This is a genomic window from Pseudomonas sp. P8_229 (genome assembly GCF_034008635.1).
Lineage (GTDB): Bacteria > Pseudomonadota > Gammaproteobacteria > Pseudomonadales > Pseudomonadaceae > Aquipseudomonas.
On the sequence record NZ_CP125378.1, the window covers coordinates 4750250 to 4774817 of the forward strand.

At 61.9% G+C, this 24568-nt stretch carries 28 protein-coding genes; 23 read left to right on the forward strand and 5 right to left on the reverse strand.

Annotated features, from left to right (window positions below; translation table 11 throughout):
• The 13 genes from flhF (at position 1) to QMK55_RS21550 (ending at position 12387) form a co-directional block, all read left to right on the forward strand.
• Complete coding sequence (gene flhF / locus QMK55_RS21490) at positions 1-1341, forward strand: flagellar biosynthesis protein FlhF (RefSeq protein WP_008077677.1); 1341 nt, start codon at positions 1-3, stop codon at positions 1339-1341.
• Between the two features lie 113 nt (positions 1342-1454).
• Positions 1455-2285 carry a flagellar synthesis regulator FleN gene (gene fleN / locus QMK55_RS21495; RefSeq protein WP_003222917.1) on the forward strand — a complete coding sequence of 277 codons (831 nt, stop codon included), beginning with the start codon at positions 1455-1457 and terminating at the stop codon, positions 2283-2285.
• Positions 2282-3022, forward strand: coding sequence for an RNA polymerase sigma factor FliA (fliA, locus tag QMK55_RS21500; protein WP_003222919.1), 741 nt, complete (start codon positions 2282-2284; stop codon positions 3020-3022). Before fleN ends, fliA begins: the two co-directional genes overlap by 4 nt.
• A 168-nt stretch (positions 3023-3190) precedes the next feature.
• Positions 3191-3562 (forward strand): chemotaxis response regulator CheY, encoded by a 372-nt coding sequence (locus QMK55_RS21505; protein WP_008006721.1) that lies wholly within the window; start codon positions 3191-3193, stop codon positions 3560-3562.
• Between the two features lie 18 nt (positions 3563-3580).
• A complete protein-coding gene (locus tag QMK55_RS21510) occupies positions 3581-4369 on the forward strand; it encodes a protein phosphatase CheZ (RefSeq protein ID WP_102355237.1) in 789 nt (262 codons plus the stop codon).
• Between the two features lie 54 nt (positions 4370-4423).
• The gene (locus QMK55_RS21515; RefSeq protein WP_320329928.1) at positions 4424-6697 is read left to right on the forward strand and encodes a chemotaxis protein CheA; all 2274 of its coding nucleotides are present in this window, start codon (positions 4424-4426) and stop codon (positions 6695-6697) included.
• 49 nt (positions 6698-6746) lie between these two features.
• Positions 6747-7901, forward strand: coding sequence for a protein-glutamate methylesterase/protein-glutamine glutaminase (locus QMK55_RS21520; protein WP_102355235.1), 1155 nt, complete (start codon positions 6747-6749; stop codon positions 7899-7901).
• On the forward strand, positions 7901-8641 hold the full coding sequence (locus tag QMK55_RS21525; RefSeq protein ID WP_003222929.1) for a flagellar motor protein: 741 nt from the start codon (positions 7901-7903) through the stop codon (positions 8639-8641). The genes QMK55_RS21520 and QMK55_RS21525 overlap by 1 nt, the downstream gene beginning before the upstream one ends.
• Before the next feature lie 15 nt (positions 8642-8656).
• On the forward strand, positions 8657-9547 hold the full coding sequence (gene motD / locus QMK55_RS21530) for a flagellar motor protein MotD (RefSeq protein ID WP_025111922.1): 891 nt from the start codon (positions 8657-8659) through the stop codon (positions 9545-9547).
• Positions 9548-9590: 43 nt separating this feature from the next.
• A complete protein-coding gene (locus tag QMK55_RS21535; protein ID WP_102355234.1) occupies positions 9591-10379 on the forward strand; it encodes a ParA family protein in 789 nt (262 codons plus the stop codon).
• A gap of 105 nt (positions 10380-10484) precedes the next feature.
• Positions 10485-11438, forward strand: coding sequence for a CheW domain-containing protein (locus QMK55_RS21540; RefSeq protein ID WP_102355233.1), 954 nt, complete (start codon positions 10485-10487; stop codon positions 11436-11438).
• A 70-nt stretch (positions 11439-11508) separates the two neighbouring features.
• Positions 11509-11994 (forward strand): chemotaxis protein CheW, encoded by a 486-nt coding sequence (locus tag QMK55_RS21545; protein WP_102355232.1) that lies wholly within the window; start codon positions 11509-11511, stop codon positions 11992-11994.
• Complete coding sequence (locus QMK55_RS21550) at positions 11995-12387, forward strand: DUF2802 domain-containing protein (protein ID WP_102355231.1); 393 nt, start codon at positions 11995-11997, stop codon at positions 12385-12387.
• Between the two features lie 124 nt (positions 12388-12511).
• On the opposite strand, the gene QMK55_RS21555 is transcribed toward QMK55_RS21550, so the two are convergent.
• On the reverse strand, positions 12512-12841 hold the full coding sequence (locus tag QMK55_RS21555) for an EscU/YscU/HrcU family type III secretion system export apparatus switch protein (RefSeq protein WP_025111916.1): 330 nt from the start codon (positions 12839-12841) through the stop codon (positions 12512-12514).
• Positions 12838-14415: a flagellar hook-length control protein FliK gene (locus QMK55_RS21560; protein WP_320329929.1), complete on the reverse strand. Its 1578-nt coding sequence runs from the start codon at positions 14413-14415 to the stop codon at positions 12838-12840. Before QMK55_RS21560 ends, QMK55_RS21555 begins: the two co-directional genes overlap by 4 nt.
• Positions 14416-14612: 197 nt before the next feature.
• On the opposite strand from QMK55_RS21560, the gene ccmA reads away from it, so the two are divergent.
• The 10 genes from ccmA (at position 14613) to QMK55_RS21610 (ending at position 21996) form a co-directional block, all read left to right on the forward strand.
• Complete coding sequence (gene ccmA, locus QMK55_RS21565) at positions 14613-15248, forward strand: cytochrome c biogenesis heme-transporting ATPase CcmA (protein ID WP_320329930.1); 636 nt, start codon at positions 14613-14615, stop codon at positions 15246-15248.
• Positions 15245-15913, forward strand: a complete 669-nt coding sequence (gene ccmB / locus QMK55_RS21570) for a heme exporter protein CcmB (RefSeq protein WP_102355227.1) — start codon at positions 15245-15247, stop codon at positions 15911-15913. The genes ccmA and ccmB overlap by 4 nt, the downstream gene beginning before the upstream one ends.
• Positions 15914-15991: 78 nt before the next feature.
• Entirely contained in the window at positions 15992-16747 is a 756-nt protein-coding gene (locus QMK55_RS21575; RefSeq protein WP_025111913.1) for a heme ABC transporter permease, read from the forward strand.
• Complete coding sequence (gene ccmD / locus QMK55_RS21580) at positions 16744-16920, forward strand: heme exporter protein CcmD (RefSeq protein WP_003222944.1); 177 nt, start codon at positions 16744-16746, stop codon at positions 16918-16920. Before QMK55_RS21575 ends, ccmD begins: the two co-directional genes overlap by 4 nt.
• Positions 16917-17372: a cytochrome c maturation protein CcmE gene (gene ccmE / locus QMK55_RS21585; RefSeq protein ID WP_102355225.1), complete on the forward strand. Its 456-nt coding sequence runs from the start codon at positions 16917-16919 to the stop codon at positions 17370-17372. The genes ccmD and ccmE overlap by 4 nt, the downstream gene beginning before the upstream one ends.
• Before the next feature lie 3 nt (positions 17373-17375).
• Positions 17376-19364 carry a heme lyase CcmF/NrfE family subunit gene (locus QMK55_RS21590; RefSeq protein WP_102355224.1) on the forward strand — a complete coding sequence of 663 codons (1989 nt, stop codon included), beginning with the start codon at positions 17376-17378 and terminating at the stop codon, positions 19362-19364.
• Entirely contained in the window at positions 19361-19897 is a 537-nt protein-coding gene (locus QMK55_RS21595; RefSeq protein ID WP_102355223.1) for a DsbE family thiol:disulfide interchange protein, read from the forward strand. The genes QMK55_RS21590 and QMK55_RS21595 overlap by 4 nt, the downstream gene beginning before the upstream one ends.
• A complete protein-coding gene (locus tag QMK55_RS21600; protein ID WP_320329931.1) occupies positions 19894-20364 on the forward strand; it encodes a cytochrome c-type biogenesis protein in 471 nt (156 codons plus the stop codon). Before QMK55_RS21595 ends, QMK55_RS21600 begins: the two co-directional genes overlap by 4 nt.
• Positions 20361-21563, forward strand: a complete 1203-nt coding sequence (gene ccmI, locus QMK55_RS21605; protein WP_320329932.1) for a c-type cytochrome biogenesis protein CcmI — start codon at positions 20361-20363, stop codon at positions 21561-21563. Before QMK55_RS21600 ends, ccmI begins: the two co-directional genes overlap by 4 nt.
• 28 nt (positions 21564-21591) lie before the next feature.
• The gene (locus tag QMK55_RS21610) at positions 21592-21996 is read left to right on the forward strand and encodes a hypothetical protein (RefSeq protein WP_320329933.1); all 405 of its coding nucleotides are present in this window, start codon (positions 21592-21594) and stop codon (positions 21994-21996) included.
• Positions 21997-22093: 97 nt separating this feature from the next.
• Here the strand turns inward: QMK55_RS21610 and QMK55_RS21615 are convergent, their stop codons facing one another.
• Genes QMK55_RS21615 through QMK55_RS21625 form a run of 3 tightly spaced genes read right to left on the reverse strand, consistent with a single transcriptional unit; the run spans position 22094 to position 24439 of the window.
• Positions 22094-22975, reverse strand: a complete 882-nt coding sequence (locus QMK55_RS21615) for a LysR family transcriptional regulator (protein WP_102355219.1) — start codon at positions 22973-22975, stop codon at positions 22094-22096.
• A 59-nt stretch (positions 22976-23034) separates the two neighbouring features.
• Entirely contained in the window at positions 23035-23754 is a 720-nt protein-coding gene (locus QMK55_RS21620; protein WP_102355218.1) for an SDR family oxidoreductase, read from the reverse strand.
• A 28-nt stretch (positions 23755-23782) separates the two neighbouring features.
• Positions 23783-24439: a peroxiredoxin-like family protein gene (locus tag QMK55_RS21625; protein ID WP_102355217.1), complete on the reverse strand. Its 657-nt coding sequence runs from the start codon at positions 24437-24439 to the stop codon at positions 23783-23785.
• Positions 24440-24568 lie beyond the last annotated feature (129 nt).

Consider the following 24568-nt stretch of genomic DNA (forward strand, 5'->3'; position numbering starts at 1 on the left):
ATGCAAGTTAAGCGTTTTTTCGCCGCCGATATGCGTCAGGCCATGAAGCTGGTTCGTGATGAGCTGGGCGCTGATGCCGCCATCATTGGCAACCGCCGCATTGCCGGCGGCGTCGAGCTGACGGCGGCGCTGGATTACAAATTGTCGGCGCTGGCGCCACGGGTTCCGAACATGGAACTCGAAGACGAGCTGCGCAAGACCCAGTCGCGCATCGTTACCGCCCAGGCCGAGTTGAGCCTGCGTGGCGAAGCCGATGGCAATAGCAATCGCCAGATTTTTGCCGGACTGCCGTTGACGGCTGGCCTGCCACTGACCGCCGCTGAACCGCTGAGCGAGCCGACCTATGCCGCTCCGGCGCGTCCGGCCCCGGCGCCTGCGCAGTCCTCCGGCGGCGTGGATCCGCGTGCACTGGATTCAATGCGTTTTGAATTGAACAGCCTGCGCGAGCTGATGGAAGTGCAGCTCGGCACGCTGGCCTGGAATCAGTTGCAGGGCAGCCGTCCGGCGCAAGCCAACCTGTATCGCCGTCTGCAGCGTATCGGCCTGTCCGGACCGTTGTCGCGCGACCTGCTGGCGATGATCACCGACATCGAAGAGCCTCGTCAGGCCTGGCGCATGTTGCTCGCGCACCTGGCGCGGATGATTGCCGTGCCGGAAGTCGAGCCGCTGGAAGAGGGTGGGGTGATTGCCATGGTCGGCCCGGCCGGCATGGGCAAGACCACCACCCTGGCCAAACTTGCCGCGCGCTACGTGCTCAAGTACGGCGCGCAGAATGTGGCGCTGGTCAGCATGGACAGCTTCCGTATCGGCGCGCAGGAACAACTCAAGACCCTGGGCCGGATTCTCAATGTGCCGGTGACGCACGTTGATCCGGGCCAGTCGCTGGTTCAGGCGCTGGATCCACTGCTGCGCAAACGCGTGGTGCTGATCGATACCGCCGGCCTGCAGGCCAGCGATCCGGCACTGCGCATGCAGCTGGAAAGTCTGGCCGGTCGGGGCATCCGTTCAAAAAATTATCTGGTCCTGGCAACCACCAGCCAGAAACAGGTTCTAACCGCCGCTTATCATAGTTACAAGCGTTGCGGGCTTGCCGGCTGCATCCTGACTAAACTGGATGAGACGGCCAGCCTTGGCGAAGTGTTGAGCCTGGCGATCAGTCATGAACTGCCGGTCGCGTACCTGACCGATGGCCCACGGATTCCGGATGATCTGCATCTGCCGCGCCGCCATCAATTGGTCAGCCGTGCCGTCAGCGTGCAAATGCAGGAAGAACCCAGCGAAGAAGCCATGGCTGACATGTTCGCTGATATCTACCACAGCCCGACCAAGCAGGTTGGCTGAGGTAATGAACCGTTTTTGTACCTACATCGATGGCCTGCCATGCATTGTTCCGGTTGAGAACGCGCAGCCAGTAATGTGGCCTCCGTCTATGCAAGACAAGGTAAAGAAATAACATGGGCAGCATGCATCCCGTACAGGTGATCGCGGTGACCGGCGGCAAAGGTGGCGTCGGCAAGACTAACGTGTCAGTGAACTTGTCTCTGGCGCTGGCAGAGCTTGGCCGTCGGGTCATGCTGCTGGACGCCGACCTGGGGCTGGCGAACGTTGACGTTCTGCTGGGACTGACCCCCAAACGTACTCTGGCCGACGTGATCGAAGGCCGCTGTGAGCTGCGTGATGTGCTGTTGCAGGGGCCCGGCGGGATCCGCATCGTGCCGGCCGCTTCCGGCACCCAGAGCATGGTTCACCTGAGTCCGGCGCAACATGCCGGTCTGATCCAGGCCTTCAGCGACATCGGCGACAACCTCGATGTGCTGGTGATCGACACCGCTGCGGGTATTGGTGACTCGGTAGTCAGTTTCGTACGCGCCGCGCAGGAAGTGTTGCTGGTGGTGTGCGACGAGCCGACCTCGATCACCGACGCCTACGCGCTGATCAAACTGCTCAACCGCGACTACGGCATGAACCGCTTCCGCGTCCTCGCCAACATGGCGCAGAGCCCGCAGGAAGGGCGCAACCTGTTCGCCAAGTTGACCAAGGTCACGGATCGCTTCCTCGACGTCGCCTTACAATACGTCGGCGCGGTGCCGTACGACGAAAGCGTGCGCAAGGCAGTGCAGAAGCAGCGAGCGGTCTATGAAGCCTTTCCGCGTTCCAAGTGCGCGCTGGCGTTCAAGGCGATCGCGCAGAAGGTCGATACCTGGCCGCTGCCTGCCAACCCGCGCGGTCACCTTGAGTTTTTCGTCGAGCGCCTCGTGCAGCAAACGGCAGGGCCTGTGTTATGACCGCGAGCGGTATGAACTACTACAAGAAGTCGGCACGTGACGCGCAGTACGAGTTGATCGAGCGTTACGCGCCACTGGTCAAGCGCATTGCCTATCACCTGCTGGCGCGCTTGCCGGCGAGTGTGCAGGTCGAGGATCTGATTCAGGCCGGAATGATCGGCCTGCTTGAAGTGTCGACCAAATATGACGCCAGCAAGGGCGCCAGTTTCGAAACGTACGCGGGCATTCGAATCCGCGGCGCGATGCTCGATGAAGTGCGCAAAGGGGATTGGGCACCACGCTCGGTTCACCGCAACACCCGTATGGTCAGTGACGCAATTCGGGCAATTGAAGCTAAAACCGGCCGTGATGCTAAAGATCACGAGGTTGCGGCCGAACTCCAATTGAGTCTCGACGATTACTACGGGATTTTGAATGACACGCTGGGCAGCCGGCTGTTCAGTTTCGACGACCTGTTGCAGGACGGCGAACACGAAGGGCTGCACGAGGATGGCGCCAGTGCTCATCTTGAGCCGTCACGCGATCTGGAAGATGAACGCTTCCAGGCCGCGCTGGCGGACGCGATTGCCAATTTGCCGGAGCGTGAGCGACTGGTGTTGGCGCTGTACTACGACGAAGAGCTGAACCTCAAGGAGATCGGTGAAGTCCTTGGCGTCAGTGAATCGCGGGTCAGCCAGTTACACAGCCAGTGCGCGGCCCGCTTGCGGGGGCGTTTGGGGGAGTGGCGAGCGCGCTGAAGGCAGTGTGGGGGACACTGCGAACGAGGCTGGTGCGGTGATCAACGGCACCGGTCTTGCTCTGTTGTGCTCCAGACAGTCATCGAGTGCTTTGCCGGATTGATTGAAATGGCGCGTCCAGGTGCTGGGCGCGTTTAAGACTGCTTGGAGGTCGAATTGGACAAGAACATGAAAATCCTCATCGTTGATGACTTCTCAACGATGCGGCGGATCATCAAGAACCTGCTGCGTGATCTGGGGTTCACCAACACCGTCGAGGCCGACGATGGCATCACTGCCATTCCGGTGCTCAACAGCGGAAGCATCGACTTTCTGGTAACGGACTGGAACATGCCGGGCATGACCGGTATCGACCTGCTGCGCCACGTGCGTGCCGATGAAAAACTCAAGCACCTGCCGGTGCTGATGGTGACTGCAGAAGCCAAGCGCGAGCAGATCATCGAGGCGGCTCAGGCCGGTGTGAACGGCTACGTGGTCAAACCTTTCACGGCTCAGGCGCTGAAAGAAAAAATCGAGAAGATTTTCGAACGCATCGGCTGATGAACGCGCGGGGGAGCTATGGAGCATAACGAATCTTCACAGGGCGATTTCGAATCGACCCTGAAAAAACACGCGGTCGAACTGGTCGAGAGCCTTGAAAAGGGCAGGTTCGGCGACGCTGTGCAACTGATCCATGAGCTCAATCAGACCCGTGACCGTGGCCTGTATCAGGAAGTGGGCAAGCTCACACGCGAACTGCACAGTGCGATCGTCAACTTCCAGATCGATCCGCACATGCCGCAGGCCGAGGAAGTGTCGCAAATCACCGACGCCACCGAACGCCTGGGCTATGTGGTCAAGCTGACCGAAGCCGCGGCCAACCGCACCATGGATCTGGTGGAAAGCGCTACCCCGGTGGTCAATGGCCTGGCTGAAGAAGCCCAGGCCCTGAGTACCGATTGGGGCCGTTTCATGCGTCGTGAAGTCGGGGCTGAAGAGTTCCGCGAACTGGCGCGCCGGGTCGACGGTTTTCTGTCGCGCAGCATCACGGACAACCGTGCGGTGTCGAGCAACCTCAACGACATCCTGCTGGCTCAGGATTACCAGGACCTCACCGGTCAGGTGATCAAGCGTGTGACCCAACTGGTCACCGAAGTCGAAAGCAATTTGCTCAAACTCGTCCTCATGGCCAGTCAGGTGGACCGCTTTGCGGGCATCGAACACGACCGCGCCGCGATGCTTGCAGAAAAAGATCCACAAAAACATCTCTCGCAGGGTGAAGGTCCGCAGATTCATGCCGATAAACGAGAAGACGTTGTGTCCGGTCAGGACGATGTGGACGATTTGTTATCCAGCCTTGGATTCTAGAGTTTTGGAATTTTAGGTTTTTTGGGTTTTTAGACCTGTAGGAGCACCCCATTAATGAGCTTCGGCGCCGATGAAGAGATCCTTCAGGATTTCCTGGTTGAGGCCGGCGAGATTCTTGAGCAACTGTCCGAACAACTGGTCGAGCTGGAAAGCCGCCCGGATGACGCAGATCTGCTCAACGCAATTTTTCGCGGTTTCCACACTGTAAAAGGGGGCGCCGGCTTCCTTCAGCTCAACGAGCTGGTGGAGTGCTGTCACATCGCCGAAAACGTGTTCGACATCCTGCGCAAGGGTGAACGTCGCGTTGATGCAGAACTGATGGACGTGGTGCTCGAAGCACTGGACGCGGTGAACAGCATGTTCAGCGAAGTCCGTGAACGGGCACCGATCACCGCTGCGACCCCGGAACTGCTGGCCGCTCTGGCGCGCCTGGCCGAACCGCAATCGGCGGACGTCGCCCCGGCATCGCCAGTGGCCGAGATGATCGAAGAGCTGGTCGTCGAAGGCGATTCGGGTGACATCACCGATAACGAATTTGAACAGCTGCTGGATTCGCTGAACGCCGCCAAGGCCGAAGCCGAAGCCCCGGCCGCTGCTGCACCTGCACCTGCGCCGGCTGCCGATGCTGCTGCCGGCGATGAAATCACCGACGCCGAATTCGAGTCGTTGCTTGATCAACTGCACGGCAAAGGCCAGTTCGCGGCGGATGCCGTGGCACCGACTGCAGCGGCTCCGGCAGCACCGGCGGCGGGCGACAGCTCGGACATCACCGACGACGAATTCGAAGCACTGCTCGATCAGTTGCACGGCAAGGGCAACTTTGCCGTGGAAGCGCTGGAGTCGGCGATCGCCTCGGCGCCTGCCGCTCCTGCCGCTCCGGCGGCTGCGGCTGCCGGTAGCGACCTGATCAGCGATCACGAGTTCGAATCGCTGCTCGACGAACTGCACGGCAAAGGCAAGTTCACCGACGTCGGCGCCGCGACTGCGGGCACCGCATCGACCGTGGCTGCGCCTGCCGCCAAGGCTCCGGCTGCTGCGCCAAAGGCTGCTCCGAAGCCTGAACCAAAGGCCGAAACGCCAAAACCGGCTGCCGCTGCTGCACCGGCTCCGGCCCGCGCCGCCGCCGCTGCTCCGCCACCGGAAAAACCGGCCAGCGAAGCCGAGACCACTGTTCGTGTCGATACCGCGCGTCTCGACGAAATCATGAACATGGTTGGCGAACTGGTACTGGTGCGTAACCGTCTGGTGCGCCTGGGTCTCAACAGCGGCGACGAAGCCATGTCCAAGGCCGTGTCGAACCTCGACGTGGTCACGGCTGACTTGCAGACCGCGGTGATGAAGACCCGGATGCAGCCGATCAAGAAGGTCTTCGGGCGCTTCCCGCGCCTGGTTCGTGACCTGGCGCGTCAGCTCAAGAAAGAGATCAACCTGGAACTGGTGGGTGAAGAAACCGACCTCGACAAAAACCTTGTCGAGGCCCTGGCCGACCCGCTGGTCCACTTGGTGCGCAACGCCGTCGACCACGGCATCGAGTCGCCGGAAGAGCGCGAAGCCTCGGGCAAGGCCCGTGGCGGTCGCGTGGTACTGGCAGCCGAGCAGGAAGGCGACCACATCCTGTTGTCGATCTCCGACGACGGCAAGGGCATGGACCCGAACGTCCTGCGCGCCATCGCGGTAAAACGCGGCGTGATGGACAAAGATGCGGCCGATCGCCTCAGCGATACCGAGTGCTACAACCTGATTTTCGCCCCGGGTTTCTCGACCAAGACCGAGATCTCCGACGTGTCCGGCCGTGGTGTCGGCATGGACGTGGTGAAGACCAAGATTTCCCAGCTCAACGGTTCGATCAACATCTACTCGACCAAGGGTCAGGGCTCGAAGATCGTCATCAAGGTGCCGCTGACGCTCGCGATCATGCCAACCCTGATGGTGATGCTCGGCAATCAGGCGTTTGCGTTCCCGTTGGTCAACGTCAACGAAATCTTCCACCTCGACCTGTCGACCACCAACGTGGTGGACGGTCAGGAAGTGGTGATCGTGCGGGACAAGGCGCTGCCATTGTTCTACCTCAAGCGCTGGCTGGTCAGCTCCGCCGCTCACGAAGAGCAGCGCGAAGGCCATGTGGTGATCCTTTCGGTGGGCACCCAGCGGATCGGCTTCGTCGTCGATCAACTGGTCGGTCAGGAAGAAGTGGTCATCAAGCCATTGGGCAAAATGCTCCAGGGCACTCCGGGCATGTCCGGCGCCACCATCACTGGTGACGGCCGCATCGCTCTGATCCTCGATGTTCCAAGCATGCTCAAGCGTTACGCCGCACGGCGTATTTGAATCCGGGGCAGCGGGGCGACGACGTCCCGCTGCGCCTAATGGAGTGTTTATGGCAGTCAAAGTCCTGGTGGTGGACGATTCGGGTTTTTTCCGCCGCCGCGTCTCGGAAATTCTTTCAGCGGATCCGAGCATCCAGGTGGTCGGCACGGCCACCAACGGTAAAGAGGCGATCGATCAGGCCCTGGCGCTCAAGCCGGACGTGATCACCATGGACTACGAGATGCCGATGATGGACGGCATCACGGCAGTGCGGCACATCATGCAGCGTTGCCCGACCCCGGTGTTGATGTTCTCCTCGCTGACCCACGAAGGCGCCCGGGTAACCCTGGATGCGCTGGACGCTGGCGCGGTGGATTTCCTGCCGAAGAATTTCGAAGACATCTCGCGTAACCCCGAGAAGGTCAAGCAACTGCTGTGCGAGAAGGTCCATAGCATTTCGCGCAGTAACCGTCGTTTCAGTGCCTACAGTGCGCCGGCTCCGGCCACTGCACCGACGCCTGCGCCTGCGCCTGCTCCGGCGGCATCGAGCTTCAGCAGTCACAGCAGCAGCGCGCCAACGCGTCCGGCACCTGCGCCTGCGCATGCTCCAGCGGCCAGCCGCGCGCCGGCTGCCAGCGCTTCGTCGCCGGCACCGAAACGCAAAGCCTACAAACTGGTTGCCATCGGTACGTCGACTGGCGGCCCGGTTGCGCTGCAACGAGTGCTGACTCAGTTGCCGGCGAACTTCCCGGCACCGATCGTGCTGATCCAGCACATGCCGGCGGCGTTCACCAAGGCGTTTGCCGAGCGTCTCGATAAGCTGTGCCGCATCAGCGTCAAGGAAGCCGAGGATGGCGACATTCTGCGTCCGGGCCTGGCGCTGCTGGCCCCGGGTGGCAAGCAGATGATGATCGATGGCCGTGGCGCGGTGAAAATCCTCCCGGGCGACGAGCGTCTGAACTACAAGCCGTGCGTGGACATCACCTTCGGTTCGGCAGCCAAGTCCTATGGTGACAAAGTTCTGGCGGTCGTACTGACCGGCATGGGCGCCGATGGCCGTGAAGGTGCGCGTCTGCTCAAGCAGGGCGGCAGCGCGGTGTGGGCACAAGATGAGGCAAGCTGCGTGATCTACGGCATGCCGATGGCCATCGTCAAAGCTGATCTCGCCGACGCGGTGTACAGCCTGGACGACATCGGCAAGCACATCGTCGAGGCGTGTATCTGATGGATGTTCTAAGCCTTATCGGGATCATCATGGCGTTCGTCGCCATCATTGGCGGCAACTACCTTGAAGGCGGCCACCTCGGTGCGCTGGCCAACGGTCCTGCCGCGTTGATCGTGCTCGGCGGCACCATCGGTGCAGCGCTGCTGCAATCGCCGATGAGCGCCTTCAAGCGCGCCATGCAGATCCTCGCCTGGATTCTGTTCCCGCCACGGGTGGACCTGGCCGGCGGTATCGACCGGGTGGTCAACTGGAGCCTCACCGCGCGCAAGGAAGGCTTGCTTGGCCTGGAAGGCGTAGCCGATGCCGAACCGGACAACTACTCGCGCAAAGGCCTGCAACTGCTGGTCGATGGCGCTGAGCCGGAAGCGATTCGCAGCATCCTCGAAGTGGATTTTTACACCCAGGAAGCGCGCGACATCGAGGCGGCCAAAGTCTTTGAAAGCATGGGCGGCTACGCGCCGACCATCGGCATCATCGGTGCGGTGATGGGCCTGATTCACGTGATGGGCAACCTCGCTGATCCGACGCAACTGGGCAGCGGCATCGCCGTGGCTTTCGTCGCGACCATCTACGGTGTCGCCAGTGCCAACCTGGTCTTGCTGCCGGTCGCGGCCAAGCTCAAGTCAATCGCGTTGCGGCAGTCGCGTTATCGCGAAATGTTGTTGGAAGGGATCCTGTCGATCGCCGAAGGTGAAAACCCTCGCTCTATCGAGCTGAAGCTTCAGGGCTTCATGGATTGATGGGGGTAATGGACTATGGCTCGTCGCAGGCACCAGGAAGAACACGTTAATCACGAGCGCTGGCTCGTGTCCTATGCGGACTTCATTACGCTGCTGTTCGCTTTCTTCGTGGTGATGTACTCGATCTCGTCGATCAACGAAGGCAAGTACAAGGTCATTTCCGAAGCGCTGATCGGGGTTTTCACCGACTCCGACCGCTCGCTCAAGCCGATCCCGATTGGCGATGAACGACCGAAGACCGTGACCCCGGCCAAGCCGTTGGTCAAGGATAGCGAACAGGTCGACGCCGGTATCGCTGGCGCCAGTGATCCGTTGAAAAGCATTGCCGATGACATCAGTGCGGCGTTCGGCGACCTGATCGCTTCCAACCAGATGACCGTGCGCGGCAACGAGTTGTGGGTCGAGATCGAACTCAATTCCAGCCTGTTGTTCGGCAGCGGCGACGCCATGCCGAGCGACATCGCCTTCAACATCATCGACAAGGTAGCGGCGATCCTCAAACCGTTCGATAACCCGATCCACGTCGAAGGTTTTACTGATGATCAGCCGATCCGTACCGCGCAGTACCCGACCAACTGGGAGCTGTCTTCGGCGCGTTCGGCGAGCATCGTCCGGATGCTCGCGATGCAGGGTGTGAACCCTGGCCGTCTGGCATCGGTGGGTTATGGCGAGTTCCAGCCAGTGGCCAACAACGCCACTGCCGAGGGCCGCGCGAAAAACCGTCGTGTGGTGCTGGTGGTGTCGCGAAACCTCGATGTACGCCGCAGTCTGACCGGTACCGGAACCGCCAATGCACAACCGGACGCGGCGTTGAAGCGTGCTGGCACACAAACTGCACCGACCCCGGTCAAGACGCCGGGACGCGAGAGTGCCGTCAATTCTCCGTCACCCGCATTAATACGCTGAGCTATGTCTCGGTCGAGCATCTCGGCCGGGAGGAACGAACCGAATGAGAGTCTGGGCAGTCGCCAATCAAAAGGGTGGTGTCGGTAAAACCACATCTTCCATCGCTTTAGCCGGATTGCTGGCGGAGGCGGGCAAGCGCGTGGTTGTGGTCGATCTCGACCCGCACGGCTCGATGACCAGCTATTTCGGCTACGACCCCGACAGCCTGGAACACAGCAACTACGACCTGTTTCTGCACAAGGGCACGGTGCCGCAAGGCTTGCCCGGGCAGTTGCTGTTGTCGACCAGCGACGAACGCATTTCCCTGTTGCCATCGAGCACCGCACTCGCGACCCTTGAGCGCCAGTCGCCGGGGCAGAGTGGTCTGGGCCTGGTGATCGCCAAGAGTCTGGCGCAGCTGTGGCAGGACTTCGATTACGCCGTGATCGACAGCCCGCCGTTGCTTGGTGTGCTGATGGTCAACGCCCTGGCTGCGAGCCAGCAACTGGTGATCCCGGTGCAGACCGAGCACCTGGCCGTCAAAGGTCTGGAGCGCATGGTCAACACTCTGGCGATGATCAACCGCTCGCGCAAACAGGCGCTGCCGTTCAGCATCGTGCCGACCCTGTTCGACCGCCGCACCCAGGCGTCGCTGGGCACCTTGCGCGTACTGCGTGACAAATTCCCCGAGGAAATCTGGCAGGGTTACATCCCGGTCGATACCCGTCTGCGTGACGCCAGCCGGGCCGGTGTCACGCCTTCGCAATTCGACGGCAAGAGCCGTGGCGTGCTGGCTTACCGCGCGCTGCTCAAGCATCTGCTGGCGCAACAACTTGTTCCGCAGGTGGCGTGAGATGACCGTGACCCGATCGCGCATGCTCGACTTACACAAATCCTGTGGGAGCGAGCCTGCTCGCGAAACAGGCGACGCGGTTTCCCTGTCTGGCGCTGTTGACCGATGAACCGCCCAGTCAAACTCACCTCGCGTCCGCAGTTGGCGCTGCAATCCTATCTGGACGGCTTGCTGCAGGAAATTCCTGAGGAGCTGCCGCCGGCAATCGAAGTGCAGCCTGAAATTGTGGAAAGCGCCGAGACGCTGGACGAGTTCCAGGCAGCGGTACTGGAAGAACAGGCGCGTGATGCGCAAAAAACCGCCAAACCGGCCACACCGGTGGCTGCGCCTGCCGCCGCACCAGTGGCCAAGGCACCCGTCGCATTGATTGAAGAGGCGGAGCCGATCCGCGCAGCGGTTTCGACGCTCGCACCGCTGCTGCAAACCCAGTTGCTGAAAACCGCGCCGGAACCGGCGGTGGTCGAACCGGCACCGGTTGCGCCCGCACCCGTCGAGCAGACGCTGGTGCCGCCGCTGGTGGAAGTGCACCTGCCACCAAGCAACACGCCGCCACCGGTAGACACCGATGGCCGCCCGGCCTGGGCCTCGGAAGCCTTCGAATGCCTGTTGTTCGATGTCGCCGGGCTGACCCTGGCCGTACCGCTGGTGTGCCTTGGCTCGATCTATTCGCTGGCCGGCCACGAGTTGACGCCGCTATTCGGTCAGCCGGAATGGTTCCTCGGGATTCTGCCGAGCCAGGCCGGCAATCTGAAAGTGCTGGATACCGCGCGTTGGGTCATGCCGGATCGCTATCGCGATGACTTCCGTCAGGGCCTGCAGTACGTGATTTCGGTACAAGGTTATGAATGGGGCCTGGCAGTGCATCAGGTCAGTCGCTCGTTGCGTCTGGACCCGAATGAAATCAAATGGAGAAGTCACCGGGGTCAGCGGCCATGGCTCGCCGGCACGGTGATTGAACACATGTGCGCCTTGCTCGATGTCGCTGCACTGGCCGAGTTGATCGCCAGCGGCGGGGCAAAACACATGTCCGGCAGTAAGCCGAATCACAAACCGACATAACAGACACCGGCATAGCCATGCCGGCGAACGAAACATACACCGCGAGCGCGGTACTTCGAGGGGCTAGGGTATGAACGACAAGGCGACGGCGGCAAAGGGTTCTGAAGATCCGATCCTGCAATGGGTAACCTTCAAGCTGGACAACGAAACCTACGGCATCAACGTGATGCGCGTTCAGGAAGTCCTGCGCTACACCGAGATCGCTCCGGTTCCGGGTGCGCCAAGCTATGTGCTGGGCATCATCAACCTGCGCGGTAACGTGGTCACCGTGATCGATACCCGTCAGCGCTTCGGGCTGAACAATGCCGAAATCAGTGACAACACCCGTATCGTCATCATCGAAGCCGACAAACAAGTCGTCGGCATCATGGTCGACAGCGTGGCTGAAGTGGTCTACCTGCGTCAGTCGGAAATCGAGACCGCGCCAAACGTCGGTAACGAAGAGTCGGCCAAGTTCATCCAGGGCGTGTGCAACAAGAACAACGAGTTGCTGATCCTGGTCGAGCTGGACAAGATGATGAGCGAAGAAGAATGGTCGGAACTGGAGAGCATCTGATTGATCCTCGAGGTTGCGGTCATTGTCCTGTTCCTCTTCTGGGCAGGCACGCTGGCGATGTTTCTGGCGTACATCAAGGCGCAAAAAGTCATCGCTGCGCAACAGGCTCAGGGCGATGCGCTGCGTGATCAGCGCATCAAGGACCTGACCAAGCGCGTCGACGACTATCAGAACGGCAACGTGCGCATGGGCGAAGCCCTGCACGAGCTGCGCTCGGTGGTCGCTCCGTTGCCGGACAAGATTGTTGCGCTGGAGCAGCGCGATCCATCGAGCCTGTCATTCGCCCAGGCGGCGAAACTGGTGGGCATGGGCGCAAGCGTCGATGAGCTGACGCAGTCCTGTGGTTTGACCCAGGCTGAGGCGGAGTTGATGCGCAAGTTGCACAGAAGCTGATTTTTGCTCTAGAGCTGAAATCGCCATTCGCGAGCAAGCCCGCTCCCACATTCGACCGCGATCCTATAGAAGGAATGCGATCGAATGTGGGAGCGGGCTTGCTCGCGAAGGGGCCTTCGAAACCTCAGTAATCATCCCCGCGTTCGGTAACATCCTTCTCCACCATCGGTGCCTGCGGATCATGTCCCTCGGGGAATTTGCCCTTCAGATTCCACGCAAACGCGATGATCTCGGCGATGGTGCGGTACAGCTCTTCGGGAATGCTGTCGCCCAATTCCATCCGCGCTAACAGGCGCACCAGTTCGGCGTTCTCATAGATCGGTACTTCACAGTCGCGGGCAATGCGCAGGATTTCCTCGGCCAGTTCCTCGTCGCCCTTGGCAGTGAGGGTCGGGGCGTGGTTGCCGTCGTACTTGAGGGCGATGGCCTGGCGTGGAGCAGTGGAATCGTTCATGCGGTTTCGTCGACCCAGCGGTGTTCGAGGCGGGTTTGGTTGCCTTGCGGCGGGGTGCCGAGGTGGCAGTCGATATCGCCGACGTTGAGCCCGCGATCGAGCAGGCGCTGGCGCAGCGCGAACAGGTTGTTTTCGATCAGGTCTGCGGTGTACGGCCGTTCGGCCCACAGTTGGCTGGACAGGCTGCCGGCGATCAGTTGCGCCTGAATCTGCATCGGCCCGAGCGGTTCCATGTCGAACGCCAGATCGACGCGCCACAGTTGTTGCTTGGGCTCGCGCTCATCGCGGCGTTCGTTCGGTTGCGGTTCGCGCTCCGGCGCTTCTTCACGCTGGAACTTGACCTGCAACGGCACGATGTCTTGCAGGTTGCGCATGGGGATTTCCAGCTGCCAGGTGCTCAGCAGACGACCGTCATCGGTGACTCCGGTCTGTTCCAGGCTCGACAGCTGATGGCTTTGCAGGCGCGACACGGCCGCCGCAGCGAGGCGCAGCAGATGCTCCAGATCACCTTCGCCGTCCTGGCTTTGCAGCAGGCGGTCGGGCAGCGGGAAGCTGCTGGGCAGCGGTTTGGCGCTGACCTGGCCGAGGGTGCCGAGGGCGTTGCGCACGAAGCTCGGCAGCGCTTGCGCCAGGGTGTTGGCGGCAATGATCGCGTTGAAGCTGGTGCTGCTCGGCAGGCCAGGGGTCAGTTGCGCGATCAGCTTGAGCAGATCGGCTTTCAGGTCCGGGGCCAGTGCCGGACTTTGCCCGGTCAACAGCTTGGCTTCGAGGAAGGCGCCGCTGTTGGCCAGGGCCAGGGCCACGCCTTTGGCGGTGCTCATCTGCTGCACGTCGGGCAGGTTGGCGAGCAAGCGTACGACGGCTGCGCGCAGATCCTGCGAGGTCTGGTCGTCGCTCGGCAGGTTCTGCAAAGCGTTGAGCAAACCGTCCAGCGAGCCTTGGCGACTCTGCTGGCCAAGCAGTTGCTGGCTTACGGCCAACTGGTCCTGACGGCTGCTCAGCGGCACGAATTTCAGCGTCTGCGAATCCTCGACCAAGGCCGAGAGCAGGGTGCCGATGCGCAGCGGCGTCGGGCTGTCGATGTCCAGTGTGGCGCCGCTCTGCGCGGTGTTGAGCAGGCTCACCAGTGAACGGAACACCGTCGGCTGCCCAGGCACTGGCGGCAATGTCTGCGAGGTCAGCACCTTGCCTTGCAGCAGGGTACCGACCGGCAACTGCGCCGTATCGATGCGGGTGAGGGCAGCGACGCTGCTGGCGATGGCCTGCTGCACGGTGATCGCCAGGTTACCCGCCGACGGTTGAGTCACGGCCAGGTTGGTACCGGTCGGCAGCGGCAGGTTGCTGCTGGCTTGCACGGTGGTCTGGCGACCGCCGTCGACGGTCACCTTGAGCAGCAGTTGAAAGGTCTGGTCTGCCTGCTTGAGCGATAACACCTCGGCCTGGGCGCTTTGCCCGGCGCCGATCAAGCCTTCGACCGGCGTCAGCAGCTTGAGCAACTCACCACTCATCACCAGCGGACGCGCGTTCGCAGGGGTGATGGGCGGGAGCGGGAGGATGTTCATTTCGCCTGTCATACGCGGACACAACCTGAGGAAATTGCACTCTTGAGAGTAAGGCACGGCATGTATAATGCCGCCCGTCTTGCGATTCGTTCAAAAAACATAGCAATTGTTTGATCCAGCTCTCTGGTTCGCACCGTCATTGCATTTATCCTGCATCTCTTTAACGGCCGCGCCAGAGCCGACTTGAACCGTATAAGGCCCGTGATCCCTTGACCAGTCCTGTCCTGCAAACCGTTGCCCTTGCCTGTGAGCGAGACCTGCGGCTGCTCTTCGAAAATCTCGAATTGAGACTGGCCAGTGGCGATATGGTGCAGATCAGCGGCCCCAACGGCAGCGGCAAGACCAGTCTGCTGCGCCTGTTGTCCGGGTTGATGCAGCCGACCAGCGGTCAGGTCCTGCTCAATGGTCAGCCTTTGGCCGCACAGCCGAGCGCACTGGCGCGCAACCTGTTGTGGATCGGCCACGCCGCCGGGATCAAGGACCTGCTGACCCCGGAAGAGAACCTGTCCTGGCTCTGCGCCCTGCATCAGCCTGCCGGACGCGAGGCGATCTGGCAGGCCTTGGCAGCTGTAGGTTTGCGCGGCTTCGAAGATGTTCCCTGCCATACCCTGTCCGCCGGTCAGCAACGTCGCGTGGCGTTGGCGCGGCTGTATCTGGACAGCCCGCCGCTGTGGATTCTCGACGAGCCGTTCACCGCGCTCGACAAACAGGGCGTGGCGCAACTCGAAGAGCACTTGGCCAGACACTGCGAAAGCGGCGGTCTGGTGGTGCTGACCACGCACCACACGCTGAGCCGGATGCCGGCCGGTTATCGCGACATCGATCTGGGGAACTGGGCAGTATGAGTGTGTTCGGCCTGCTGGTTGCCCGTGAGTCCCGCCTGCTGTTTCGTCGCCCGGCCGAACTGGCCAATCCGCTGATTTTCTTCGCCATTGTCATCGCTTTGTTCCCGCTGGCCGTCGGCCCGGAAACTCAAGTCTTGCAAAACCTGTCCCCCGGGTTAGTCTGGGTGGCGGCGCTTTTGTCCGTCCTGCTCTCGCTGGACGGGCTGTTCCGCAGTGATTTCGAAGACGGGTCCCTGGAACAGTGGGTCCTTTCGTCGCACCCGCTGCCACTTCTGGTCTTGGCCAAGGTGCTGGCACACTGGCTTTTCTCCGGGCTGGCACTGGTTCTGCTCTCACCGCTGCTGGCGTTGATGCTCGGTTTGCCTGCCGCCTGCCTGCCGGTTTTGCTGTTTTCGTTGCTGCTGGGAACACCGGTGCTGAGCTTGCTCGGCGCGGTGGGCGCGGCACTGACGGTCGGTTTGAAACGCGGCGGCCTGTTGCTGGCGCTGCTGATTCTGCCGTTGTACATCCCGGTGTTGATCCTTGGCAGTGGCGCCTTGCAGGCCGCCGTGCAAGGCATGCCGGCGACCGGGTATCTGCTATGGCTGGGTAGCCTGACCGCCCTGGCGATCACCCTGACACCTTTTGCAATAGCTGCTGGCCTGAAGATCAGCGTCGGCGAATAATGAGGTCTGGTTAAAATTTAACCAGCAAAGACCCTGAGACTGCTCACACCGATGAGCGGCACCCGTGATGGAAACAGTATGAACTGGACCTGGTTTCACAAGCTCGGCTCGCCCAAGTGGTTCTACGGCATCAGCAGCAAGTTCTTGCCGTGGCTGAGCATCGCAGCGTTGTTGCTGATCACCGTTGGCGTCGTCTGGGGCCTGGCCTTCGCGCCGCCGGATTATCAGCAAGGCAACAGCTTTCGCATCATCTACATCCACGTACCTGCCGCGATGCTTGCGCAGTCGATCTACGTGATGCTGGCGGTGTGCGGCGTGGTCGGCCTGGTGTGGAAAATGAAGCTGGCCGACGTCGCCCTGCAATGCGCGGCCCCGATCGGCGCGTGGATGACCGCCGTGGCGCTGGTCACCGGGGCGATCTGGGGCAAACCGACCTGGGGTTCGTGGTGGGTCTGGGACGCGCGCCTGACCTCGATGCTGATTCTGCTGTTCCTGTATTTCGGCGTGATCGCGCTGGGCAATGCCATCAGCAACCGTGACAGCGCCGCCAAGGCCTGCGCGGTACTGGCGATCGTCGGTGTGATCAACATCCCGATCATCAAGTACTCGGTGGAGTGGTGGAACACCCTGCACCAGGGTGCGACCTTCACCCTCACCGAAAAACCGGCGATGCCGGCCGAAATGTGGCTGCCGCTGTTGCTGACCGTGCTGGGTTTCTACTGCTTCTTCGGCGCCGTGCTGTTGCTGCGCATGCGCCTTGAAGTGCTCAAGCGCGAAGCCCGCGCCAGTTGGGTGAAAGAAGAAGTGCAGAACAGTCTGGAGGCCGCTCGATGAGTTTTGCTTCATTCGGCGACTTCCTCGCCATGGGCCATCATGGCCTGTATGTCTGGTCGGCCTACGGCATCTGTCTGGCGGTGCTGATCCTCAACGTGGTGGCGCCGATCGCGGCCCGCAAGCGTTATCTGCAACAAGAGGCGCGTCGTCTGCGCCGGGAGAACGGCAAGTGAATCCGCTGCGCAAAAAACGTCTGATCATCATTCTGGCCATTCTGGTCGGGGTCGGCGCTGCCGTCGGCCTGGCCTTGAGCGCCCTGCAGCAGAACATCAATCTGTTCTACACCCCGACCCAGATCGCCAACGGCGAAGCACCGCAAGACACGCGTATCCGTGCCGGCGGCATGGTCGAGAAGGGTTCGCTGCAACGCTCGCCGGACTCGCTGGACGTCAAATTCGTCGTTACCGACTTCAACAAAGCCGTGACCATCACCTACCGCGGCATCCTTCCGGACCTGTTCCGCGAAGGGCAGGGCATTGTTGCCCTGGGCAAACTCAACGCCGACGGCGTGGTCGTCGCCGATGAAGTGCTGGCCAAGCACGACGAGAAGTACATGCCGCCGGAAGTGACCAAGGCCTTGAAAGACAGTGGTCAATCCGCGCCGACCCAAGCGAAGGAGGGTTGATCGATGACGTCCGCACTGTTTATTCCCGAGCTCGGCCATCTGGCGATGATTCTGGCGCTGTGTTTTGCCCTGGTGCAGGCCGTGGTGCCGTTGTTCGGCGCGTGGCGCGGCGATCGTATGTGGATGGGCCTGGCCCAGCCGGCAGCGTGGGGCCAGTTTGCGTTCCTGCTGTTTGCCTTCGGTTGCCTGACCTACGCCTTCATGACCGATGATTTCTCGGTCGGCTACGTGGCGATGAACTCCAACAGCGCACTGCCGTGGTACTACAAGTTCAGCGCGGTGTGGGGCGCTCACGAAGGCTCGCTGCTGCTATGGGCGCTGATTCTCGGTGGCTGGACTTTCGCCGTGTCGGTGTTCTCCCGGCAGTTGCCGCAAGTCATGCTCGCCCGCGTGCTGGCGGTGATGGGCATGATCAGTACCGGTTTCCTGCTGTTCCTGATCCTCACCTCCAACCCGTTCTCGCGCATCCTGCCGCAGATTCCGGCGGATGGTCGTGACCTCAATCCATTGCTGCAAGACATCGGCCTGATCGTGCATCCGCCGATGCTGTACATGGGCTACGTCGGTTTCTCCGTGGCGTTCGCGTTCGCCATCGCCGCTTTGCTCGGTGGTCGTCTCGACGCCGCATGGGCACGCTGGTCGCGGCCATGGACGATTGTGGCCTGGGCCTTCCTCGGCATCGGCATCACCCTCGGTTCGTGGTGGGCTTACTACGAACTCGGCTGGGGCGGATGGTGGTTCTGGGACCCGGTGGAAAACGCCTCGTTCATGCCATGGCTGGTTGGCACTGCGTTGATCCACTCGCTGGCGGTCACGGAAAAACGCGGCGTGTTCAAGAGCTGGACGGTGTTGCTGGCGATTGCCGCGTTCTCCCTCAGTCTGCTTGGTACATTTCTCGTGCGTTCCGGCGTGCTGACGTCGGTGCACGCGTTTGCCTCGGACCCTGAGCGCGGCGTGTTCATCCTGATCTTCCTGCTGTTCGTGGTTGGTGGCTCGCTGACGTTGTTCGCCTTGCGCGCCCCGGTGGTCAAGAGCCAGGTCGGCTTCAACCTGTGGTCGCGGGAAACCCTGCTGCTGGGCAACAACCTGGTGCTGGTCGTCGCCGCGTCGATGATCCTGCTCGGCACGCTGTACCCGCTGATTCTCGATGCGTTGAGCGGCGCGAAGATGTCGGTCGGCCCGCCGTACTTCAATGCACTGTTCATCCCGCTGATGGCGTTGCTGATGGTGGTGATGGCGGTCGGCGTGATCGTCCGTTGGAAAGACACTCCGGTGAAATGGCTGGCGAACATGCTGACGCCCGTGCTGCTCGGCAGCGTCGCACTGGCCGTGGTGGCCGGTGTCGCTTACGGCGATTTCAACTGGGCGGTGATCGCCACCTTCCTGCTCGCCGCGTGGGTGCTGCTGGCCGGTGTGCGCGACATCTTCGACAAGACCCGCCACAAAGGCCTGATCAAGGGCCTGCCAACCCTGACCCGCAGCTACTGGGGCATGCAGATCGCTCACCTGGGCATCGCCGTGTGCGCCCTCGGTGTGGTGCTGTCGAGCCAGAACAGTGCCGAGCGCGACCTGCGCCTGGCGCCGGGCGAGTCGATGGATCTGGCCGGTTATCACTTCATCTTCGAAGGCGCCAAACACTTCGAAGGGCCGAACTTCACTTCCGACAAGGGCACCATTCGGGTGATTCGCGACGGCAAGGAAGTCAGCGTGTTGCACCCGGAAAAACGCCTGTACACCGTGCAGAGTTCGATGATGACCGAAGCCGGGATCGACGCCGGGTTCACCCGCGATCTCTACGTCGCACTGGGCGAGCCGCTGGAAAACGGCGCCTGGGCGGTGCGCGTCCACGTCAAACCGTTCGTGCGCTGGATCTGGTTCGGTGGCCTGCTCACCGGTCTGGGTGGTTTGCTGGCGGCGCTGGATCGGCGTTATCGAGTCAAGGTCAAAGCCCGGGTGCGTGAAGCCCTCGGCCTGCAAGGAGCCGCTGCATGAGACGTTGGTTGATGCTGGTGCCACTGGCGATGTTCCTGCTGGTGGCGGTATTTCTTTATCGCGGTCTGTACCTCGATCCGGCGGAGCTGCCGTCGGCGATGATCAACAAGCCATTCCCGGAGTTCACTCTGCCGAATGTGCAGGGTGACAAGACCCTGACCAAGGCTGACATTCTCGGCAAACCGGCGCTGGTCAACGTCTGGGGCACCTGGTGCATCTCTTGCCGGGTCGAGCACCCGGTGCTGAACAAACTCGCCGAGCGCGGCGTGGTGATCTACGGCATCAACTACAAGGACACCAACACCGATGCCTTGAAGTGGCTGGCCGAGTTCCACAATCCGTATGTGCTGGATATCCGCGACGACGAAGGCTCGCTGGGGCTGAACCTCGGCGTCTACGGCGCACCGGAAACCTTCTTCATCGACGCCAAGGGCATCATTCGCGACAAGTACGTGGGGGTGATCGACGAGCAGGTCTGGCGCGAGAAGCTCGCGGCGAAGTATCAGGCGCTGGTCGATGAGGCGAAGCCATGAAGCGTTTTCTCGCCGCCGTGGTATTGGGCCTGAGTCTGGCCGGTGCGGCGCATGCCGCGATCGACACTTACGAGTTCGCCAAAGAGGGTGATCGCGAGCGTTTCCGCGAGTTGACCAAGGAACTGCGCTGCCCCAAGTGCCAGAACCAGGACATCGCCGACTCCAACGCGCCGATTGCTGCCGACCTGCGCAAAGAGATTTTCCGCATGCTCGGCGAGGGCAAGGACAATCAGCAGATCATCGACTTCATGGTCGACCGCTATGGCGATTTCGTCCGCTACAAACCGGCGCTCAACGCCAAGACCGCACTGCTGTGGTTCGGCCCGGCCGGGCTGTTGCTGGGCGGTTTGGCGGTGATCGTGGTGATCGTTCGCCGTCGTCGCGGCCAGCGCGCCGAGCCCCCGCAATCGCTGTCCATCGAAGAACGTCAGCGCCTCGACCAACTGTTGGATAAAAACCAAGAATGATTGATTTCTGGCTTGCCGCAGGGCTGTTGCTTCTGGTCGCCCTGAGTTTTCTGCTGATCCCGGTATTGCGTGGCCGTCGCGCCCAGCGTGAAGAGGATCGGACTGCCCTGAACGTCGCGCTGTATCAGGAGCGCGTGGCCGAGTTGCAATCGCAACAGGCCGAAGGCGTACTCGATGCCGCGCAAATGGACAGCGGCCGCGCGGAAGCTGCGCGTGAACTGCTCGCGGACACCGAAGGCGTTGCCGCGCCGCGCGTCTCGAAGCTGGGCAAACCGTTGCCGCTGCTGGCAGCGGTGCTGGTGCCGGTGTTGGGTCTGGGGCTGTATCTGCATTTCGGCGCTGCCGACAAGGTCGAGCTGACCCGCGAATTCGCCCAGGCGCCACAGTCGATGGAGCAGATGACCCAGCGCCTGGAGCGTGCCGTTGCTGCGCAACCGGACTCGGCGGAAGGCCTGTACTTCCTTGGTCGCACCTACATGGCTCAGGATCGTCCGGCGGACGCAGCGAAGATGTTCGAACGCGCGGCCAACCTGGCGGGTCGTCAGCCGGAATTGCTCGGCCAGTGGGCGCAGGCGCAGTACTTTGCCGATGGCAAGAAGTGGTCGGACAAGATCCAGGCCCTGACCGACGAAGCGCTGAAAGCCGATCCGAAAGAAGTCACCAGCCTCGGGCTGCTCGGCATCGCCGCGTTCGAAGGCGAGCGTTACCAGCAAGCCATCGATTACTGGAACCGCCTGCTGGCGCAACTGCCGGCCGACGATAACTCCCGCGCCGCGCTGCAAGGCGGGATCGAGCGCGCCACCGAGCGCCTGCAGGCCAGCGGCGGCAAGCTCGCCGTAGCGCCGGCCGCCAAGGTCGCTGCACTGCTCAGGGTCGACGTTGACCTGGCCAGTGAACTCAGGAGCAAGGTGCAGCCGGGTGACAGCGTGTTCATCTTCGCTCGCGCCACGTCCGGCCCACCGGCACCGCTGGCGGCCAAGCGTCTGACCGTGGCCGATCTGCCAGTGACCGTCGAGCTGGGCGATGCCGACGCCATGATGCCGCAGTTGAAACTGTCGAACTTTCCTGAAGTCCAACTGGTTGCACGCATCTCCCGCGCCGGTCAGCCGACCGCCGGGGAATGGGTAGGGCGCAGCGGCCCACTGGCCAGCAGCACCACCGCACTACAAAAACTGATCATCGACAGCCCGGACAAATAGCCGCCGGGACCCACAGGAAAGCACCGCCATGCACAGCCTCGCCCGCATCACCGTCATCACATTGGCCCTGGGCATGAGCGCATGTGCGGTGCACCGACCGGAACCGACCACCCACCTGCCGCCGATCCCGCCGTCACAACCGAGCCCGACCCCGTCGACCTCACCGACCCCGGGCAAAAGCATTCCGGCCAAACCGTCCAAACCGGTGCCACGCACCTCTGCCAGCTTCGCCCCGCCACCGGGTGGCAACAGCCATTGGGACCAGAAGCTCGGCGTCTACGTCCTCGACGACCAACCCAACACCTTCTACCGCCAGCGCACCTACTTCCGCTGGAACAACGGCTGGAGCCGCTCGATCAGCCCCAGCGGCCCCTGGGAAGACACCGACATCCACGGCGTGCCGCCGGGGTTGGGCAAGCAGTTCGGGCAGTAATGAAAACGGCGATCTTCGGATCGCCGTTTTGTTTTGAAGCGTTGCAATCGCCACCCTGCAGGCGTTGGCGAAGCCTGCGATCTTTTGATCTGGCTGTTCAGCTGGCCAACAACCCCTGCACATACTCGACAAACGCCCGCGCCTTGGCACTGGCCATTCTTCCCGTTGGAAATACCGCCCATAAATCCAGATCGGGCAGCGTCCAGTCGTGCATAACGATTTTCACCGCGCCGTTGGCCAGTTCCGGGGCGAACATCCATTCGGAGGCGAGGGTCAGGCCTTGATCGGCCAGTACCGCTTCGCGTACTCCTTCGGCCGCACTGACGCGCAGACGCCCGCTGATGATGACCGATTGTTGTTCTGCGCCTTTGGTGAACTCCCAGGTGGTGCCCCCACCGAGGTTGTAGACGACCGCCTGGTGTTTGCTCAATTCGGCGGGGCAGCTCGGCTCGCCGTGCCTGGCAAAGTAGGCCGGCGTGCCGAGTACCACGCGGCGGCAGTCGGCGATTTTGCGGGCGGTCAGGCCCGAATCGGTCAGTGCGCCCATGCGCAGGGCGACGTCGATGCCTTCTTCGACCAAATTGATGTTGCGGTCGTCGAGCATCAGGTCGATGTTCAGTTGTGGATGCTGATCCAGGAACGACCCCAGTTGCGGCACGATGTGCAGGCGGCCGAAGGTCACGGCGGCGCTGATGCGCAAGTTGCCGCTTAAACCGCTGGCGCTGCCCCGGGCAGCATTGTCGGCCTCGTTGGCTTCATCGATGGCGCGTTTGGCCCGTTCGAAATAGGCTTGGCCGGCTTCGGTCGGGGTCAGGCCGCGGGTCGAGCGCAACAACAGGCTGACCGCCAGGCGCTTTTCCAGCTGAGCGATGGTCTTCGACACGGCAGGCTGACCGATATTCAGCCGTCGGGCGGCGGCGGAAAACGAGCCGGTTTCGACGACGCAGACGAAGGTTTCCATGGCGGCTAGGCGGTCCATCTCATGTCCTTGCACAATCTTGAGGTTGTTGAGTCACCCCTGTGGGAATGGGGTGTTGGTCAGAATGCGGCTTTGCCGACTGAGGCGCCGCCATCGACAAACAGTGTCTGCCCGGTGATAAACCCGCTCTGCTCGGACAACAGAAACGCAATCGCCGAGGCAATCTCCTCCGGCTGCCCCAGACGCCCCATCGGCACCCCGGACAGATACCGCGCTTCACCTTCGCTACCAGGCGGATTGTTGGCGCGAAACAATTCAGTCTCGGTCGGTCCTGGCGCCACGGCATTCACGGTGATCCCGGTCTGCGCCAGCTCCAGTGCCCACGAACGGGTGAAGCTGACCAGCGCCGCTTTCGCCGCCGCATAGGCCGTGCGTTGGGTGATGCCCAGCACGGTCAGGCTGGAGATGTTCACCACCCGACCCCAACCCCGCGTGCGCATCCCCGGCAGCACTGCCTGCGTGGCCTGCAACGCTGAATGCAGATTCAGACGCATGACGTCGTCGAACGCGTCCAGATCGATTTCCCCCAGTGCCTGCGGTCGGACCAGCCCGACGTTGTTCACCAGTCCATCGAACTCATACGTGCGCGCCAGTTCCGCCAGCACTTCGCCGGTCAACTTGCGATCACTCAGATCCAGCGGAAACAGGATGCCCGGAAAACTCAGGTCAGGCTGCCGGGCAATCCCTACTACTCGATGCCCGGCGCGGTCGAGATGTTCGGCCAGCGCCCGGCCAATGCCTTTGCTGGCGCCGGTGATGAGGAAGGTACGTCGGGTCATGGCGGCTCCTGGGCACATGGGGATCGGATCAGCCGCGCAATGCATCCAGCATTGCTTCAGGCTCGGGACGCTGAGTGTAATCCGGGTTGACCTCGGCGTAACGAATCAGGCCATTCTGACCGATCACATAACGCGCCGGCATCGGCAATGTCCACGATGGATCATCGTTGAAGGTTGGCAGGTCGTTACGCAGGTTCTTGTACAGCTCGATCAGGTAATCCGGTAATTCGAAGCGCAGGCCGAACGCCGCCGCCACGTCATTGCGCGGGTCGCTGAGGATCGGAAACTGCAGTTCGTTGATGCGTTGCGACTTGCGGCTGTTGGCAGCGATCTGCGGCGAAATGGCCAGCAGACTGGCCCCGGCGTGCTGAATCGAAGGGAGAAAGGCCTGCAACGCTTGCAGCTCCATGTTGCAGTACGGGCACCAGACACCGCGATAGAACGTCAGCACCAACGGCCCTTGCGCCAACAGATCAGCCGACGATACGGGATGGCCTTCGGGGTCTTTCAGGGTGAACAGCGGCGCCATGTCGCCGAGCTTCAAGGCACGGCTTGCCGCGCCGGAGGCGATCAGTTCGGCTGTGGCGCGCTCCATCACCGGGTGAATGTCGGCGGGTGCGTTGTAAGGAGGGTTGCCGGCTTTGAAGTCGGCTTTGAACGCGTCGAGTCTTGCTTGCAGGGTCATGTTCGAAATTCCTCTGGGAGCGCCGGTAGTGGCTGGGTTCAAGGATGACCGTCAGGCGCGGGCAGCGGAACGCAGGTGCCGGGCATAGCATTCATGCTTCGCGGGAATGGCAGGGTTGATCACATCCTG

Coding starts and splice junctions, on each gene's coding strand:
- QMK55_RS21610 (WP_320329933.1), top strand. CDS start 21,592: ATGCACAGCCTCGCCCGCATCACCGTCATCACATTGGCCCTGGGCATG.
- motD (WP_025111922.1), top strand. CDS start 8,657: ATGGCTCGTCGCAGGCACCAGGAAGAACACGTTAATCACGAGCGCTGG.
- QMK55_RS21600 (WP_320329931.1), top strand. CDS start 19,894: ATGAAGCGTTTTCTCGCCGCCGTGGTATTGGGCCTGAGTCTGGCCGGT.
- ccmD (WP_003222944.1), top strand. CDS start 16,744: ATGAGTTTTGCTTCATTCGGCGACTTCCTCGCCATGGGCCATCATGGC.
- flhF (WP_008077677.1), top strand. CDS start 1: ATGCAAGTTAAGCGTTTTTTCGCCGCCGATATGCGTCAGGCCATGAAG.
- QMK55_RS21625 (WP_102355217.1), bottom strand. CDS start 24,439: ATGACCCTGCAAGCAAGACTCGACGCGTTCAAAGCCGACTTCAAAGCC.
- QMK55_RS21590 (WP_102355224.1), top strand. CDS start 17,376: ATGACGTCCGCACTGTTTATTCCCGAGCTCGGCCATCTGGCGATGATT.
- QMK55_RS21520 (WP_102355235.1), top strand. CDS start 6,747: ATGGCAGTCAAAGTCCTGGTGGTGGACGATTCGGGTTTTTTCCGCCGC.
- QMK55_RS21535 (WP_102355234.1), top strand. CDS start 9,591: ATGAGAGTCTGGGCAGTCGCCAATCAAAAGGGTGGTGTCGGTAAAACC.
- QMK55_RS21510 (WP_102355237.1), top strand. CDS start 3,581: ATGGAGCATAACGAATCTTCACAGGGCGATTTCGAATCGACCCTGAAA.
- QMK55_RS21615 (WP_102355219.1), bottom strand. CDS start 22,975: ATGGACCGCCTAGCCGCCATGGAAACCTTCGTCTGCGTCGTCGAAACC.
- fleN (WP_003222917.1), top strand. CDS start 1,455: ATGGGCAGCATGCATCCCGTACAGGTGATCGCGGTGACCGGCGGCAAA.
- QMK55_RS21560 (WP_320329929.1), bottom strand. CDS start 14,415: ATGACAGGCGAAATGAACATCCTCCCGCTCCCGCCCATCACCCCTGCG.
- QMK55_RS21540 (WP_102355233.1), top strand. CDS start 10,485: ATGAACCGCCCAGTCAAACTCACCTCGCGTCCGCAGTTGGCGCTGCAA.
- ccmB (WP_102355227.1), top strand. CDS start 15,245: ATGAGTGTGTTCGGCCTGCTGGTTGCCCGTGAGTCCCGCCTGCTGTTT.
- QMK55_RS21505 (WP_008006721.1), top strand. CDS start 3,191: ATGAAAATCCTCATCGTTGATGACTTCTCAACGATGCGGCGGATCATC.
- QMK55_RS21515 (WP_320329928.1), top strand. CDS start 4,424: ATGAGCTTCGGCGCCGATGAAGAGATCCTTCAGGATTTCCTGGTTGAG.
- ccmI (WP_320329932.1), top strand. CDS start 20,361: ATGATTGATTTCTGGCTTGCCGCAGGGCTGTTGCTTCTGGTCGCCCTG.
- QMK55_RS21620 (WP_102355218.1), bottom strand. CDS start 23,754: ATGACCCGACGTACCTTCCTCATCACCGGCGCCAGCAAAGGCATTGGC.
- QMK55_RS21525 (WP_003222929.1), top strand. CDS start 7,901: ATGGATGTTCTAAGCCTTATCGGGATCATCATGGCGTTCGTCGCCATC.
- QMK55_RS21545 (WP_102355232.1), top strand. CDS start 11,509: ATGAACGACAAGGCGACGGCGGCAAAGGGTTCTGAAGATCCGATCCTG.
- QMK55_RS21575 (WP_025111913.1), top strand. CDS start 15,992: ATGAACTGGACCTGGTTTCACAAGCTCGGCTCGCCCAAGTGGTTCTAC.
- QMK55_RS21555 (WP_025111916.1), bottom strand. CDS start 12,841: ATGAACGATTCCACTGCTCCACGCCAGGCCATCGCCCTCAAGTACGAC.
- QMK55_RS21595 (WP_102355223.1), top strand. CDS start 19,361: ATGAGACGTTGGTTGATGCTGGTGCCACTGGCGATGTTCCTGCTGGTG.
- fliA (WP_003222919.1), top strand. CDS start 2,282: ATGACCGCGAGCGGTATGAACTACTACAAGAAGTCGGCACGTGACGCG.